The sequence below is a fragment of the Candidatus Sodalis endolongispinus genome (assembly GCF_018777395.1).
In the GTDB taxonomy this organism is placed as follows: Bacteria; Pseudomonadota; Gammaproteobacteria; order Enterobacterales; family Enterobacteriaceae; genus Sodalis_B; species Sodalis_B endolongispinus.
Genome location: NZ_JAFJYC010000002.1, coordinates 63478 through 79073 on the forward strand (window position 1 = coordinate 63478; position 15596 = coordinate 79073).

Genomic DNA, 15596 nt, shown 5'->3' on the forward strand with positions numbered 1-15596 from the left:
GGGGTCGCAATAAATGCCGGGCACGCCTGCAATACCGGCGCAGCAGGGCGCAGGTAAAACTGCAAGGGTTCCTCCCTCGGTGGCAGGGTGGGCTATCACTGCCCGCTTGTCATCGCTATGCGGGTGGTCGCCACCGGCGGCGATGTCCCTTAGCCCGGCGAAATCGGCAGAATTGGCGAAACGGCAACCGGCAGATCGGCATTTGGCAACTGGCCAATTTGGCAACCGGCATTTGGCAACCGGCCAATTTAGCAACCGGCAGATCGGCAAACCGCCTTTTGGCTGCCCAGCAATCTTATGCAGGGGGCGCAGTGCTTATCGTGGCGGTGGTAAGTAACACGCTAAATTCTTGCGTTAATCTCTTTATCGGTGCCCGGGCGGTTTTGCCGGGCGCGGCGGTAAAATTGTCCTGTCGGGGTGAAAAGGATATAATATATTTTGTTGAATTTTCGCAAGGGCGACCTATGCTCCAGCATGAAAGTATCAGTCATAAAGTGTATGAGCTGCTAAAGCAGGAGATCATCTCCAATCAGCTGGCATCCGGGGACAGGTTGATTGTCAATACGCTCAGCAAGCGTTTTGGGGTCAGCGGTATTACCGTGCGGGAGGCGCTCTTTCGTTTGGCGGCAGAAAAGCTTATCGTGCTCGAACACAACAAAGGTTTTCGTGTGGCGCGCAAGCCGGACGCAAAAGACATTTTCCAGTGGCAGCAGGCCCGTTTGCTGATTGAACCTGAAGATAGCGGAGATGGTTCTGGCGAATATCTCCCGGCAAGAAATTGATCATCTGCGCCAATTAAATACCACCATGCGCTCGCATCACTATGGCCCGCGTTACGAACAATACAGTTATTTCATCAATTTGAATGCCGAGTTTCATAACCATATAATCCTGGCAACCCGTAATGATCTGATCATTGAAATGTATCGCACCTTGAATTATGGCCCTCAGGTGGGTCGGTTCCATGAATCCAGAGGGGTTTCCGACATTAATCAGCTTTGTGATGAACATGATGAAATTATCAATACCCTCGAGAGCGGTGACGTGCAAATGTATCGCCAACGCTCCCGGGACCATATTATTTTAGGCTTTGATCGCCAAATCACCTACAGCGCCAACCACTGAATGCGCCGCGCTAATAGCGGCGAGCCTGAAATCATTGGCCAGGCTATCGATGTTTTGTGTGATTATCTTTAATCGCCAAATAAATGGCCTCGGCAGACGTCTGCTGCATCAGGCCATGACGAAGGATTGCCGAAGACGAATCCTGGAACGCGATATAGCCATGATAATGGGGGCGCAGGTAGGCCTGTGATACCGTCGCCAAGGTGTCGGCGAAAAAGCCGTTGGTCAGTGCATTCGCACGCTCATCCTGCCAGGCGTAACGGTTGGCGGGTTGACCGCCATGCTCCACAACGTGTGTTTTCTGCACCTGCTCGGAAACATATGTCATGAGGTGCCTGACCAGTGCCGGCGTCGGTTGGCAGCGCACTGAAACGGCCAGCCCGGTGCCTCCCAGAACCGAGCCACGTAATGCCGGATCGCCGCAGTGGGGGATATCAAAGAATTTCACCGCTCTGCCGGTGTTTGGCGAACTGTAATTGACATAGCCGAAAATGGCCGGGCATACATCACAGGTGCCTTTCGCCATTGCATCTAATAAGCCGATAGGGTTAAGCGCGGTCAAGTGTTTATCTTGGTGCCGATAAATTGCTTGCATCATGCGCAGCGCCTCAATGGCTGTCCCGCTATCGAGAATAAAATCGTCACCCGCAAACAGCTTGCCGCCGAGTGACTGGCAGAGGGAATACCATGTCAGCAGGGCATGGGGGCCGCCCGGCGACAAGGCAGTCCGCCCGGGCAGCTGCTGGCTCAGGCGCACCACGTCAAGCCAGGTTTCCGGGGGCGCGTCTGTTGTATTTCCCGCCAGCGCGCACACTTGCGCCGCCGCATCCACCGGAATGGCCCAGTGTTGGTCGCCATAGCGATAGCTGGCAAAGGATCCGCCGGTACTCGTTTGCCGTAAATACGCTATCGCTTCCTGCGTCAAAAACGCTTCCAGCGGCCGCAGGCAGCGCTGCTCCACGGCCTCGCCAATCCCCGGATTATCCACGATCAGCAGATCATAGTTTTCGGCCAGGGCAGCGATGGCATGGGATTCAAATCCCTCCAGTGTCTGAATATCCCACTGGACGTGTAACGCGTCATCGGCACTCGCCCACGCTTGCAGGGGACGATAGCCTCGGGGATGATCACAGGTTAACCCTTTGAATAAATTCATATTAATCCATTGATTGAACAGTGTCATATTTATCGACAGACGGCATCATATCGGCTGGCGATGAGCTAATTGACGATCATTATCACATTTTTTAAATATTATATATAATATCTAAAATATTTAGCCTAACGTAAAGCCATCCATTTAATCTGCCTTTGGGCGGCAGTGACGACGTAGAAACGAGGTATGGGTATGTCAATTCTTGCAGGGTATCGGGTATTGGATTGTTCCATCGCCATGGCGGGGCCATTCGCGGCGTTGCGGATGGGGGATATGGGCGCTGACGTGATTAAAGTGGAACCGACGACGGGAGAATGGCAGCGACACACGTCAGCCGGTGGCGCTTATGGGAATATTATCAATACCTCATTTCTGTCGCTTAACCGCAATAAACGCAGTCTGGCGGTCAACCTGAAACAGGAGGAGGGCCGGGCCCTGCTTTATCGATTGGTCGCCACGTCGGATGTATTTATACAAAATTATCGCCCGGGCGTTGCCGCTCGCCTTGGCGTGGATTACGACACGCTTAAAAAGATTAAGCCTGACCTGGTGTATGTGTCTATGTCAGGCTATGGCGAAACGGGGCCGTACGCGAAACGCCCGGGCCAGGATTTGCTGTTGCAATCGTTGAGCGGCGCGATGTTAAGCACCGGGGTAGACGGGACGCCGCCGCAACCCTCGGGCCAATATGTGGTTGACGCCATTACGGCCTACACCGCTTTTGAAGGCGCACTGGCCGCGTTGTTGCATCGTGATAGCACCGGGGAAGGCCAGCTGGTACAAATCAATATGCTGGATGTGATTATCGCCAATCAGATGCAGGAAATGACCGTCTTTACCCAAGGACGCAAACCACAGCGCCGCAGCGAAGAGCCGCACGGGCATTGCTACATTCTCGCGCCTTATGGCGTTTTTCGTACCAAAGACAGTTTTATCACGCTGGTGACGCCGCATTTGCCCACGCTGGGTAAAATTCTGGATGTACCTGAGTTGGCCGCCATGGATGATGAGATTGATGGCCACACCTTACACCAGCGCGATTTCATTTTCCGCGTAACCCGGGAAAAACTGCGCGAGCGCACCACACAGGCATGGCGTGACCTGTTTGATGCAGAAGGACTCTGGAGCAGTGAAGTTTATGGTTATGAGGAGGTGGTTGCCGATCCGCAAGTTATCCATAACGTCACCTTCATTGAATACGATCATCCGAGCGAAGGGAAAGTCAAAACGCCCGGCTTTGCCATTAAATTTAGCAAAACGCCCTGTTCGTTACAGCGTCCGACGCCGTTTGTGGGCCAGCATACAGACGAAATTCTCACCGAGCTCGGGTTTAGCGAGCAGAAAATTGCCGCACTAAAAGAAACCGGCACCGTAACCCATACCCAAGGAGAAATACGCCATGGCTGAACCCGGTTTTGCCATTGACCACAACGTCCAGTTTGCGCTGGATGGCAACGTCGCGATAATTACGCTCAACCGCCCGGAAAAATTGAATGCGATCACGCCGTCGATGTCGCTTACCCTGACGCAACTCGCGGCGTTTTGTAATACCTGCCATGATGTACGCGTGGTGATTTTGAAGGCTAATGGGCCCAAGGCTTTTTGCTGCGGCAGCGATATCAAAGCTCTGGATACTTATCAATCGCCCTGGGCGCATCGTATGAAGCACGATCATTGTGATGCAATAGCAGAAATTAATAAACCAACCCTGTGTGCAATTAACGGTTATGCGCTGGGTGGCGGCCTGGAACTGTCATTATGCTGCGATATTCGGGTCAGTACCCGTAATGCCTTGTTTAGTGCGCCGGAAATTAAATTGGGTTGGGTAGGCGGCGGCGGGATGGCTGTTTATCTGAATAAAACTATCGGGGCATCCCGCGCTGCAAGAATGTTATATACCGGCGATCCCATCGACGCTGATACCGCCTGCGCCTGGGGAATCGTCGACGAGTTGTTCGCAACGCAAGAAGAGATGTTGTTGGCCGTTAAAACATTGGCAACCACCATTAGCACGCGACCGCCTATCGCTGCGCAAACGGCGAAATTAAATATGCGTGCCGCCGTTAATATGCCTTTGGACCAAGCTGTACGCCATGAACGAGATCTTCGTACTATTTGTTTTTATACCGACGACGCCCGTGGAGGAAAAGCCGCTTTCAAAGAAAAACGCGATCCGTATTTTCTCGGGGAATAAAAGCCAATGAAACCCGTTCATAACGGGTAAATAATTAATGTTTTTTTCAATTGCGCATCTCAATTACGCTATGTAATAAGAGAACTCCTACAGATTAATTAAGGGGAAACCCGATGACTACGCAGAAAAGATCAATGAAAGGGGTAGCGGCCGCGTCTTTGGTTGGCTCGGCTCTGGAATGGTTTGACTACTTTCTTTACGGCACCGCTGCGGCACTGGTGTTTAACGAAATCATGTTTCCCAAAGGGGATCATTTTGTCTCTACCATCCTGGCCTTCTCAACCCTGGCCCTCGGGTTTGTGGTGCGTCCGTTTGGCGCCATTTACTTTGGCCAGCTGGGCGACAAGATTGGGCGTAAAAAAGTGCTGGTCATTACCTTATTGCTTATGGGGTCGGCAACTACCTTAATCGGTTTTGTCTCCACTTATGAGTACGTCGGGGTATTGGCGCCTATCATGTTGGTCTGCTTACGACTTATACAAGGGTTTGGTGCCGGCGCCGAGTTTGGCGGGGCGGCTATTCTGACCGCGGAGAGTGCACCGGCGAATAAACGTGGTTTTTACTCATCTTTTCCCGGCGTCGGGGTCTATATCGGCTTGTTGTTATCAGCCGGGACCTTCGCCATCCTCACCCAATTGCCCAAAGAGATTTTCCTTGGCTGGGCTTGGCGCATTCCCTTTCTCTTTAGTGCGCTGCTGGTGGTGGTGGCCCTGATTATCCGTATCAAACTCTCTGAGACTGCCGCGTTTGAGAAATTGGCAAAATCCGGCAAGGTCAGTAAAAGCCCGCTACGTTAGCTGGTAAAAACCGAGAAAAAAAGCCTGTTTGTGGTCGCAGGCTCTCAAGTGGCGCAAAGCGGCGTCAGCTACGTTTACCAGACGTTTGTGATTGCCCATGTGGTGGGCACATTACATATGGCGCCGTCCGTCGGTCCGGTGGCGGTCGCCATTGCCGCGGCGTTTGCCATGTTCACCACTCCGCTGTTTGGTGCGCTGTCTGATAAATTTGGTCGTAAAGCGATTTATATGTTTGGTGCGGTGTTCTCCGCCCTGTTTGCGTTCCCTTTCTTCTGGTTGGTGAACACCGGAACAACATGGGGCGTCATTGTGGCCATGACCTTGGGTGTCGCTGCCATGCTGGGAACGCAGGGCGCCTTTTTCTCCGAAGTGTTCCCGTCCAAAGTCCGCTTCAGCGGTTTAGCACTGGGACGTGAGATCAGCGCCGCCGCGTCATGCGGTATCGCGCCGCTGGCTGCGGTGCTTCTTTCCGGCATGGCGGGTGGGGCGTTATGGCCGGTGGCGTGGCTTGCGGTTGCGATGAGTGTTATCACCCTGATTGCGGTCTGGTGCGCGCCTGAAACCCATAATCTGGATTTGATTAACACCGTCAGCCGTGACGGGGAAAAGACGTCAGCAGAGCCGAATGCTTTTAGCAAAGCGGATTCCGAGCGCCTGGTATAATGATCTGCTGCCAATGCCCCTGACGCGTTCTAAACCTTTATAAGACGAAGCCAGCGAAGCGGCGTCTGCCTGGGCAGGCACCGCTTCGTCTGCATTAGGCAACGATTTTCACCGCCGATAAACGACCAGGTTGCTTATCCCCGGGAAGCCTCTGGGGCAAAGCATGCCCCCAGGTAGGTGCTTTTTTCCCTCTCAAGACGGGTGAGCGCGGCTCATTTTTTAGCACCGCTCACACATTTTACATTTACTTCACCTTCAGTATTGTGCAATTCCCTTTTCCGCTATAACGTCTTCTGTGACGTTTTAGTGTAACGTTACAAAAGGGCGGAAATTGACGGTGTTTCCCTGCCATGCGTTTCATAATTTACAAAAAAATATACAGATCAACCGATTATAAGGAACCCTACAATGAAACTTCAGCCATCCGGTTTACGCCGACTCGTCATAGGTACTTTAATGACTTCAGCGCTACTAGCGGCGGGGAGTCTTGCTAATATTGCGCAGGCTGCCGTCAATTTTCGCGTTTATTCCTCTCTCACGGCAGATGACAATTCAGCGCATTACATTTGGTTTAAACGTTTTCAGTCCAATGTCGAAAAAGACCCCCGGCTGAAAAATAAAATTAAGCTTAACTACTTCCCCAATGCCATGCTGGGCAAGGAAGCGGACGCGACGCAACAGGTGCGTATTGGCGCCATCAATATGATGATTTCGGGCACGTCAATTTGGGCAACGATTGCGCCGGAAATAGGCGTACTGTATTTGGGGTATTTATTTAAAGACAGGCAGCAGGTGGGTAAAGCCCTGGATGGTAAAGCGGGCGATGCGCTGTCAGATCTGATGCTTAAGAAAGCCAATATCGTTGTTTTAGGCTATGCCTATAACCTCGGCGCGCGGAATATCTACACCAAGAAGGTGATTGAGAAGCCGGAGGATTTAAAAAATCTAAAAATCCGGGTGTTGCCGGTTCCGAACTTTATCGCCACCATAAACCATATGGGCGCGGTCGCTATCCCCATGCCGGGAGGCGAAGTGTATTCCAGCCTGCAAATGGGGGTGATTGATGGTCTGGAACATGACTCGGCCACCGTCCTCGCCAATAAATTTTATGAAATTGCCAAAAACGCCGTTCTTACACAGCACATTTACAACCCGATTATGATCGCAATAAATAACAGAAGCTTCCAGCAAATACCGGAGAACCTGCGCCCGGCGTTCATTGCCGCAGCAAGAAAAGCGACAGAGTATGAACGTCAACAGTCCTCGGTAGTGGAACAAAATGCCGTGAAGCAGTTGAAGTCGCTCGGGATGGTATTCCACGATATCGATCGCGACACGCTGCGTGCTGAAGTCAAGCCGGTTTGGGATGCGTTTCTAACGAAGTATCCCCAGATGAAACCGGTGGTTGATGATGTGGCCGCGGCAGAGTGAATCACCGACCTTTCCTCTATCTGCAGTGATAGGTTAGGGATGCATTGACGGGAACGTAATAACGAGGCTCCATATGGCAGAAAGATCTATGGAAATAAAAAATCGTGCCGGATTTCTGGTTTATCTTTCCCGGCTTAATAAATTCCTGACAACCATGACCGCCTGGGCGTGCCGCGTGGTATTACTGATTAATGTCCTGGTCGTCTCCACTTCGGTTATCTGGCGGTATGCACTGCATTCCCCGATTGAATGGGCTGAAGAAATGGCGCGTGCGATGATGATTGCGCTGGTTTTCTTCGGCGTGGCTACTTCCACCGGACGGGGGGGGACATATCGGCGTCGATCTGTTCTTGCGTTTTATTCCTGAGCGTATCCGCCCGTATATTGTGCATGCCAGTCGCTGGGTTCTGTTTCTGGTTGCCGTTGGCTTGGTCATTTCCAGCTATAGCCTGTTGCAGGTATCGCGTTTTCAGACCACGGAAACCGGCCTGCCCCAGGTTATTTCGATCACCCCGGTTATGATTGGCGCAGTGGTCATGATGCTGGGGGCGCTGGAGCATGCCCTGAATGAGCGCATGAAAGTGGTGTTGATAAGCGCTGGCGGCATTGTGCTGCTGGTGCTCCCCGGCTGGTTAAAGGTTTCGCTCATGGCCGACCCGGCCGCCGCCGCCGCCGGACTCATGCTGATTTGCTTTTTACTCGGCATTCTCGCCGGCGTGCCCATTGCGTTTACGCTTGGCTTGTCCGCCATGGTGTTTTTTATCTGCGATCCTTCTTTGCCGTTTGTGTTTTTCTCGCAGCAGGTGGTGGCCGGCGCGGATCATTTCGTTTTGCTGGCTATCCCGTTTTTTCTGCTGGCGGGGGCCGCCATGGAAAATAACGGCATGTCCACGCGCCTGGTGGAACTGGTCGTACGTGGGATGGGGCGTTTTCGCGGCGGACTGAATATGACCACGGTGCTGTCGATGGCGTTCTTCTCGGGGATTTCCGGCTCGAAGCTGGCGGATGTCGCCGCCGTGGGCGGTGTTTTGATGCCTGCCGTGCGTCGCGCCAACGAAGACAGCGAAGAGGCCGCCGGGGTGTTCGCCGCCTCGGCAGTGGTGGCGGAAACCATCCCACCCTGCGTCAATTTGATTGTGCTCGGGTTCGTGGCCAATATTTCCATCGGCGCCCTGTTTATCGCCGGATTAATGCCTGCCGCCTGTCTGTTGGTGCTGATGCTGATTGCGGCCAATCGCTTCGGCGGTAAGATAGACATTAAGGCAGCCTATCCGCAAATGCGCCCGCGGCTGCAACTGTGGTTAGGCGCAATCGTCGGTTTGGCGATGATTTTCATGATTGGCCGCGGCGTGATGATGGGGATAGCCACCTCCACCGAAATCTCCGCCTTCGCCGTGGTGTATGCCATCGTTATCGGCCGGCTGGCGTTTAGAGAATTGACGTTGCGGGCAACGGTGAAGATGTTCATCGACATCGCGGCGATGTCCGGCGTGCTGTTATTCATCGTCGCCTGCGCCACCAGTCTCTCTTATGTACTGACCATCCAATGATCCCGCAGCAAATTGCCGAACTGCTGGTAGGCATCGGTCAGTCGCAAGGCGGCTGGGTGTTTCTACTGCTGACCATCTTGATTTTGATTGTTTTCGGCGCCGTGTTGGGGGGCGCCCGCATTAATCATTTTTTCCCCTATTCTGGTGCCTATTGCCATACAGTTGGGCTTCAATCCGTTGCATTTCGGTATTGTCATGATTCTGGCGATGGGCTTTGGTCTGTTTTCGCCGCCGATTGGGCTTGGCTTGTATACCACCTGCGCCATCAGCGGGGTCGAAATGAAAAATGTGATTCGCCCGATGATAAAATATTTGCTGGTCTCCCTAGGCGGTATCATCCTGATCGCATTGATCCCGACGATATCCACTTGGTTGCCCTGTTTGGCAGGCTATTAATGCCGACTTATCGAACGGCATAACGGACCCAGCGGTGACGCTTTCAACACACAGAGACGACATAAGGAATAAGGAGCCTATGGCTAATATACGGGATGTCGCCAACCGCGCGGCGGTCTCTGTCAGCAGCGTTTCCAATGTGCTGAATAATCGAACCAACCAAATGCGTCCTGAGACACTCGCACGTATCCGCCAATCTATGCTCGACATGAACTATCAGCCTAATCGCATCGCGCAGCAGCTGAAAACCGGGCAAACGCGAATGATAGGGCTACTGGTGCCCTCTATCGTCAACCCGAGCTTTGCCATGTTGACCAGGGAAATCGATCGTGTAGCCAAGGCCCATCAATATCGCGTGTTGTTAGGCAATACCTATCGGCAAGCGGATGAAGAGCAGGCCTTTTTAGAGGATATGTTTGCCCATGGCGTAAAGGGGGTGATCGTGGTGGCCACCGCGATGGACCGGCCGCACTTTGCCAACGCCGCCCGGCAAGGATTAGTCATGGTCAACTACGACAGCTTGATGTCCTGCGATTCGCTGCAAGGGCAACCGCCGTTTGACAGTGTCTCGATGGATAACGTCGAAGCCGGGCGTCTTGCCACGGAACATTTGATTACCCGCGGCTGCCGCCAGTTGGCTTTCGCCACGGAAAGTTCGCTGACAATAAGCCGCTCGCAGAAAATTGAAGGTTTTTTCGTCGCGGCGAAGGACCACGGTCTACTAGATCATGCGCTCGTCATTGAGGGGACGGCTGAGGTTGCCTACGGCGATGCGGAGATGACCGAACTGGGGCGGGGGCGCTGGCGGCGAAAATTCTGCATGCCTCGCCGATGCCGGATGGCGTGGTGGCTATTAACGATGCGCTAGGAATAGGTTTGATGGCGGGTTTACGGCAGGCCGGGGTGCGTATACCGCAGGATATATCGGTTATTGGTATCGATAATATCCCGCTTGCGGATCTAGTGCAGCCGCCGCTGAGTTCGGTGATCCCGCCGTTGGCTGAGATGGTCAAGATGATGATAAATCGATTGCTCACCCGTATCGAAAATCCCGATCTGGCGCCCGAGGAGTTCCTCTTCGCCCCGCAATTGATCTGTCGACAATCTGTCGTTGGCGGGGACTAACGACCTATTTTGTTGTTGGCAATACCGACAGCGCGCGTGACGCAGTTATGCCCAAGAACAGGGATAGGCCAGACCGGGCGAGGACCCTATTGGCGCAGACCCTATCCGGTACCAGACAACAACGTCATTATTTTCATAAAACGAGTTCAGGAGATGTCAAATGGGTAATCTTTCCGGGAAAATCGCGTTTATTACCGGCGCAGGGCAGGGCATCGGTAAAGCGACGGCAAAAGCACTGATAGAAGCAGGGTGTGATATTTACCTGCATTATTTCAGTGACGATGATGGGCCAAAAGAACTGGTCGCACTGGCTACTTCGCTGGGGCAAAGAGCGGCCTATGGACAAGCGGATCTGACCGACAACGAAGACGCTGCAAAATGTACCGCTGCCGCCGCAGAATTTCTGGGGGGGATGGATATTCTGGTCAACAATGCCGGTGGACTTATCGGCAGAAAATGGCTGGGGGAAATCGATCCGCAATTCTGGCAGACGGTGATTGACGTGAATGTGACGACAATGTTCAACGTAACGCAAAGCGCGTTACCGTACCTGAAACAGGACCCAGACGGCGCCAGCATTATCAACCTGGCCTCGCTGGCGGGGCGCTCCGGCGGGCACTCCGGTTCGCTGGTTTACTCGACGACCAAGGGCGCCATTCTTACCTGGACCCGTTCGCTGGCCGCAGAGCTCGGCGAGCATGGCATTCGCGTCAACGCGGTGGCGCCGGGTCTTATTCTGGGCACGCGTTTTCACAATGTGCATACCACCCAGGCGTCGGCCGATGAAACCGTTCGGGCAATTCCGCTGGGCCGGGCTGGCAATGCGGATGACGTTGCGCGCGTCATTTGCTTTCTGGCGTCGGAATATGATGGCTTTATTTCAGGTGCGACCATCGATATCAATGGCGGCATTTATCGTATGTAATGCAGGGCAGAGACAGCATAATGAACGATATCGGTTGATTATGCGATGAGTTACGGGATGGAACATGCTTAAATCTGAAATACTTCATCCGCAGTTGTTGGGCACGCTTGCGCAATGCGGCCATAAAACGATGATACTGATTGCCGACAGTAATTATTCTGTCGTCACCAATTCATCCACCGGCGCCACCATTGTTTATCTGAATTTTGCGCCGGATATGATTGGCAGTCCTGTCATCCTTGAGAAATTGTTGACCTATATTAACGTGGAAAAAGCGACATTGATGGCCTCTCCCGATGATTTTGAAAATACCATCGAAAAAGAATATCAACGCCTGTTGCCCTTTGAGACAGAATATTGCTGGTTGGAGCGGGATGATTTCTACCATCAGGCGAAATCATCGGAAACGTTATTAGTGATTGCGTCCGGCGAAACCCGGCGATTTGCCAATATTCTGCTTACCGTTGGCGTGGTGAGTACCCCCTGAATCATGTTGACGATGGCGCGGTTGCCAGCAACCTCTTCGTCGGGCTAGTAGCCTAAAAGGGCGCCTCTTTGTTGTCGCAAGCGAAAAGTAATGGCTGCCAGCATCACCTGCCGATAACCAAAAACCTGCCGCCAGCAGGTTTTTCTACCTCTGGGGACGCTTACCGTAAGCGCTTTGCTTTGACGGTAGCCGGCCGTTTAGCACGCGCGCTCAGCATAATGGCCTATCTGGTTCATCACAGTCACCTCTTATGCTCACCCCGGTTGTGGCTTGCCCAGGGGCGCAGAGTCGTAACACAGCGCCGCGCTATTTTTGCTGGTGCAGTTACTTTGCGGTTACGGAAATGCCAGCAACAACGCGTTGCTGGCATGATAATACAAATAGCGTTGATGGTCTTCACACGCATTGCATCATAAAGACTGAACAGTGCTTATACTCGCTGGCGTTTTCACCTGGCGTTGAACCTGATTCGAGGTAACTATGAACAGCAGCACTGTTTCACTCCATAAAATCAAACAGTTTGATCTCCCTGTAGCAATACTGCTTGTTTTGCTTGGCTGCGTCCTTTTCTTCTTTTCTTTTGATCGACATATTGTCTCTATTCTCAAAACCACCCTGATGCATGAAATGGGGGTCGGCAATACCGATTATTCCTTACTAATAACGGCATTTATGCTGCCGTACACTATCATGTGTTTTTTCTCCGGGGCACTGGTAGATCGGTATGGCAGTCGCCTTATTATCACCGGGCTGATGGTGTTAATGGCCATCGCCACGCTGGTGACCGGTCTTACAACCTCTTTGCATGGCTTGATAGCGTGACGGGTGCTATTAGGGATGGCGGAATCCGGGATTGTACCGGCATTGACGCTTGCGGTGTTCACCTGGTTTAAAGCGGAGCAGCGCGCTTTTGCTTTTCAGTTAACGAATATTATCCAGTCGCTGGGGCTGATTGTCGGCCCACGTTTGTCGCTTGGGTCACCCTTTCCAGCGGCTGGCGTTGGGCGTTCTTCATTCCCGCCCTGGCGGGTGTAGTGGTGGGTTTGCTGTGGTTTGTGGCCAGCCGTCGTCCGCCGGTCGCGGTTGCTGGAGACCAACCTCAACCGGAACGCGCGGATATCACGTTTTTTGCGCGGTATAAATTGGTCTTGACCTCGAAACCCATCTGGGTGCTTATTTTTGCCCGCCTGCTTACCGATCCGTTCTGGTTTTTCTACCAATATTGGCAGGTCGGTTTTATGCAGGAAAAACTGGGGTTGTCACTCACCCGCGTGGGTGAATTGATGTGGTTTCCCCCCTCGCCGCCGTGTTCGGCGTGTTGCTGGCGTGTAAGATTTCCGACCGCCTGGTCGCCCGTGGCGTCGAGCCGACGCGCGCAAGACTGATTATTATCTGGTCGGTAACTTGCCTGGCGCCGCTGGTCTTTTTACTGCCGTCGGTCACCAATGATATAGCGGCTATGGGGATCATGGCCGTTATCAATTTTATGTGTACGGCCTGGCTGAGTGTGGCGATGATCATGATGGGCGGCCTCGCGCCGAGAATCGCTATTGCGACCGCTATCGGCATTATGAGTGCATTGGGGGGCATCAGTTCGATTATTTTTAACGGTTTTGTCGGTACGATTATCGATCACTTCGGTTATTCGGTGCCGATTTATGCAGGGGCTTTACTCCACCCCCTAGGTGCCATCATCCTGGCCGGTTACTTTTTATCAAGAAAAAATAAATTAGCACATCAGGAGCAGAGTTTATGAAACATGAGGTTATTCACTCACTGGTGGGTGAGGCGTGCGCAGATTTTACCGTGCTTTTCTGTCTTGTCACACATGAGGAATATTTGTTTGCCGCTTGGTATGATCCACGGCATCGGATCACCGTCTGGTGTCGGCCCCCGTCCAGCGAAGCGTGGACAACTTTACAGCCAGAGGGGTTTTGGATTGCTAAACGTAATCGCAATGCCAACATAACCGACTATGACTCACATAACTATCTGACGATGGCGATTGACGACGAAGGTCTTATTCATCTGTCCGGGAATATGCATGCCGATCCGTTAATCTATTATCGCTCGGCTAAACCGCTGGATATCGCCTCCCTGCGCCCGGTGCGGTCAATGGTGGGTGAGCGGGAAGAACGCACCACCTATCCGCTGTTTTTTAAATATGAGAAGGGATTGTTATTGTTCCGCTACCGCTACCGCGACGGCTGCAGCGGCAACGGGGATGATATTTATAATTGTTGGGATAGCAAAACGCAGACCTGGCGCCGACTGTTGGATACGCCGCTGCTCAATGGCGAAGGGGAAAGAAATGGGTATGCCCGACCCCCCGTCCCCGGGCCGGATGGTTATTGGCACATGATCTGGATGTGGCGGGAAACGCCAGATTGCGAAACTAACAATAACTTGTCTTATGCCAGAAGTCAGGATTTGCTGCACTGGGAAACATCCTCAGGCGAAACGCTTGATCTTGCCCCGCCATCTCCGTACAGCTTTTGTATCTTAAGTTAACGAAGCCCGCTGCCGCCGGTATTCTCTCGGAGAGTGATATCCCAGCGCGCTGTGCGGATGGTTTTCATTGTAATGCGTGAAAGCTGCTGCAAGGTTTCGCAGGGCTGTTCTCGCATCCGGTTTTGGCATGAACTCGATATAGTCTTCCTTCATCGTCTTCACGAACCGTTCGGCCATGCCATTGCTCTGCGGGCTGCTCACCGCTGTTGTGCAGGGCTCCAGATCCAGTTCTCTGGCGAACCTCTGCGTTTCATGCGCGGTATACGCTGAACCGTTGTCCGTCAACCACTACACCGCTGTATCGGGTAACCTGTCGCCGAAGCGCTTTTCTACCGACCTCAGCATCACATCCTGCACGGTCGAACTGTCGTAGCCTCCAGTGCTCGCAGCCCAGTCTATGGCCTCTCTGTCGCAGCAGTCCAGTGCGAAGGTGACCCGTAGTTTTTCACCGTTGTCGCAGCCGAACTCGAAGCCATCTGAACACCAGCGCATATCGCTTTCTGCCACCGCGATCCTGCCCTTATGCTCACGCTTCGGCCGCTCTGGTTTTCAATGTAATAACATCAGGTTATGCTCACACATGATCCTGTAAAGTCGTTTCGCATTTACCGGCGGCAGTCCCTCTGCGCGACGTTGTTTACGCAGGATTCCCCACACCCGCCGATAGCCGTAGCTGGGCATATCGCTGATGATGTCGAGGATGTCCGACAGTATTTCAGCGTCTGTCCTGCCAGTCGGCAGAACGCTTAATCCGCAGTGACAGCGGCGCACGCGACACGCTCATGGCGCGGCTGACCTGTGCTATTACAGAAACTTTGCGATCCCCGGCCTTTGGCAACAAGGGCGCGTGCGCTATCCATTTTCGTGACTGGCCGTACTCCACGGCTTCTTTTAGGATCTCAACCTCCATCGTCTTCTTACCCAGAAGGCGCTGGAGCTCCCGGACCTGCTTCAATGCAGCTGCAAGCTCAGAGGCAGGAACAACGTCCTCCCCGGCAGCCACGGCGGTGAGGCTTCCTTCCTGATATTGCTTTTTCCACTTAAACAGCAGGCTGGGCTGGATACCGTGCAGTCGTGCGACATGGAAGACATTCATGCCGGGCTCCATCCTCTGCTGAATAATGGCCATTTTTTCCTGAGGAGTTTTACGTTTACGGACTTCTTGACCTAACAGGATCCGGTCATATCAAAATTGGCGTTAGTGTTAGACATATATTCAAGCCTATCTCTTATCTG

18 protein-coding genes and 2 pseudogenes are annotated in these 15596 nt (G+C 52.9%); 18 read left to right on the forward strand and 2 right to left on the reverse strand.

All coding sequences use genetic code 11. The features are described 5' to 3' along the window. The first annotated feature begins 464 nt into the window (after positions 1-464). Together JZM24_RS13465 and JZM24_RS13470 are read left to right on the forward strand one after the other, a co-directional pair. Entirely contained in the window at positions 465-782 is a 318-nt protein-coding gene (locus JZM24_RS13465; RefSeq protein WP_215670287.1) for a GntR family transcriptional regulator, read from the forward strand. Beyond that, positions 748-1125 carry an FCD domain-containing protein gene (locus tag JZM24_RS13470; protein ID WP_215670289.1) on the forward strand — a complete coding sequence of 126 codons (378 nt, stop codon included), beginning with the start codon at positions 748-750 and terminating at the stop codon, positions 1123-1125. The genes JZM24_RS13465 and JZM24_RS13470 overlap by 35 nt, the downstream gene beginning before the upstream one ends. Positions 1126-1168: 43 nt before the next feature. Here the strand turns inward: JZM24_RS13470 and JZM24_RS13475 are convergent, their stop codons facing one another. Further along, a complete protein-coding gene (locus tag JZM24_RS13475) occupies positions 1169-2281 on the reverse strand; it encodes a type 2 periplasmic-binding domain-containing protein (protein ID WP_215670291.1) in 1113 nt (370 codons plus the stop codon). A gap of 192 nt (positions 2282-2473) precedes the next feature. Between JZM24_RS13475 and JZM24_RS13480 the strand changes: the two genes are divergently transcribed. The 16 genes and pseudogenes from JZM24_RS13480 (at position 2474) to JZM24_RS13540 (ending at position 14360) form a co-directional block, all read left to right on the forward strand. Then, complete coding sequence (locus JZM24_RS13480; protein WP_215670293.1) at positions 2474-3688, forward strand: CaiB/BaiF CoA transferase family protein; 1215 nt, start codon at positions 2474-2476, stop codon at positions 3686-3688. Then, the gene (locus JZM24_RS13485) at positions 3681-4475 is read left to right on the forward strand and encodes an enoyl-CoA hydratase/isomerase family protein (RefSeq protein WP_281418230.1); all 795 of its coding nucleotides are present in this window, start codon (positions 3681-3683) and stop codon (positions 4473-4475) included. Before JZM24_RS13480 ends, JZM24_RS13485 begins: the two co-directional genes overlap by 8 nt. A 113-nt stretch (positions 4476-4588) precedes the next feature. Next, entirely contained in the window at positions 4589-5272 is a 684-nt protein-coding gene (locus JZM24_RS13490; protein WP_215670297.1) for an MFS transporter, read from the forward strand. 24 nt (positions 5273-5296) lie between these two features. Then, positions 5297-5935, forward strand: a complete 639-nt coding sequence (locus tag JZM24_RS13495) for an MFS transporter (RefSeq protein WP_246580091.1) — start codon at positions 5297-5299, stop codon at positions 5933-5935. Between the two features lie 408 nt (positions 5936-6343). Next, positions 6344-7366 carry a TRAP transporter substrate-binding protein gene (locus tag JZM24_RS13500; protein WP_215670301.1) on the forward strand — a complete coding sequence of 341 codons (1023 nt, stop codon included), beginning with the start codon at positions 6344-6346 and terminating at the stop codon, positions 7364-7366. A 154-nt stretch (positions 7367-7520) separates the two neighbouring features. Continuing rightward, a complete protein-coding gene (locus JZM24_RS19220; protein ID WP_281418245.1) occupies positions 7521-7733 on the forward strand; it encodes a TRAP transporter small permease subunit in 213 nt (70 codons plus the stop codon). Further along, positions 7648-8916, forward strand: a complete 1269-nt coding sequence (locus JZM24_RS13505) for a TRAP transporter large permease subunit (protein ID WP_446680067.1) — start codon at positions 7648-7650, stop codon at positions 8914-8916. The genes JZM24_RS19220 and JZM24_RS13505 overlap by 86 nt, the downstream gene beginning before the upstream one ends. Continuing rightward, positions 8913-9335 carry a hypothetical protein gene (locus tag JZM24_RS20005; RefSeq protein WP_446680068.1) on the forward strand — a complete coding sequence of 141 codons (423 nt, stop codon included), beginning with the start codon at positions 8913-8915 and terminating at the stop codon, positions 9333-9335. The genes JZM24_RS13505 and JZM24_RS20005 overlap by 4 nt, the downstream gene beginning before the upstream one ends. 56 nt (positions 9336-9391) lie before the next feature. Continuing rightward, complete coding sequence (locus JZM24_RS13510) at positions 9392-10180, forward strand: LacI family DNA-binding transcriptional regulator (RefSeq protein WP_312885016.1); 789 nt, start codon at positions 9392-9394, stop codon at positions 10178-10180. Next, on the forward strand, positions 10144-10437 hold the full coding sequence (locus tag JZM24_RS19480) for a substrate-binding domain-containing protein (RefSeq protein WP_312885017.1): 294 nt from the start codon (positions 10144-10146) through the stop codon (positions 10435-10437). The genes JZM24_RS13510 and JZM24_RS19480 overlap by 37 nt, the downstream gene beginning before the upstream one ends. A gap of 160 nt (positions 10438-10597) precedes the next feature. Further along, positions 10598-11362, forward strand: a complete 765-nt coding sequence (locus JZM24_RS13515; protein WP_215670303.1) for an SDR family NAD(P)-dependent oxidoreductase — start codon at positions 10598-10600, stop codon at positions 11360-11362. Between the two features lie 64 nt (positions 11363-11426). Then, complete coding sequence (locus JZM24_RS13520) at positions 11427-11849, forward strand: RbsD/FucU family protein (RefSeq protein WP_215670305.1); 423 nt, start codon at positions 11427-11429, stop codon at positions 11847-11849. Positions 11850-12329: 480 nt separating this feature from the next. Further along, the gene (locus JZM24_RS13525) at positions 12330-12671 is read left to right on the forward strand and encodes an MFS transporter (RefSeq protein WP_215670307.1); all 342 of its coding nucleotides are present in this window, start codon (positions 12330-12332) and stop codon (positions 12669-12671) included. 149 nt (positions 12672-12820) lie between these two features. After that, positions 12821-13234, forward strand: a pseudogene (locus tag JZM24_RS19785) (hypothetical protein); the annotation flags it as partial. Next, positions 13135-13605: an MFS transporter gene (locus JZM24_RS13535; RefSeq protein ID WP_215670309.1), complete on the forward strand. Its 471-nt coding sequence runs from the start codon at positions 13135-13137 to the stop codon at positions 13603-13605. The pseudogene JZM24_RS19785 and the gene JZM24_RS13535, both read left to right, overlap by 100 nt. After that, positions 13602-14360, forward strand: coding sequence for a BNR repeat-containing protein (locus tag JZM24_RS13540; protein ID WP_215670310.1), 759 nt, complete (start codon positions 13602-13604; stop codon positions 14358-14360). Before JZM24_RS13535 ends, JZM24_RS13540 begins: the two co-directional genes overlap by 4 nt. Here the strand turns inward: JZM24_RS13540 and JZM24_RS13545 are convergent. Next, a pseudogene (locus JZM24_RS13545) lies at positions 14352-15489 on the reverse strand (IS3 family transposase). The gene JZM24_RS13540 and the pseudogene JZM24_RS13545 sit on opposite strands and share 9 nt — an antisense overlap. Positions 15490-15596: the final 107 nt, after the last annotated feature.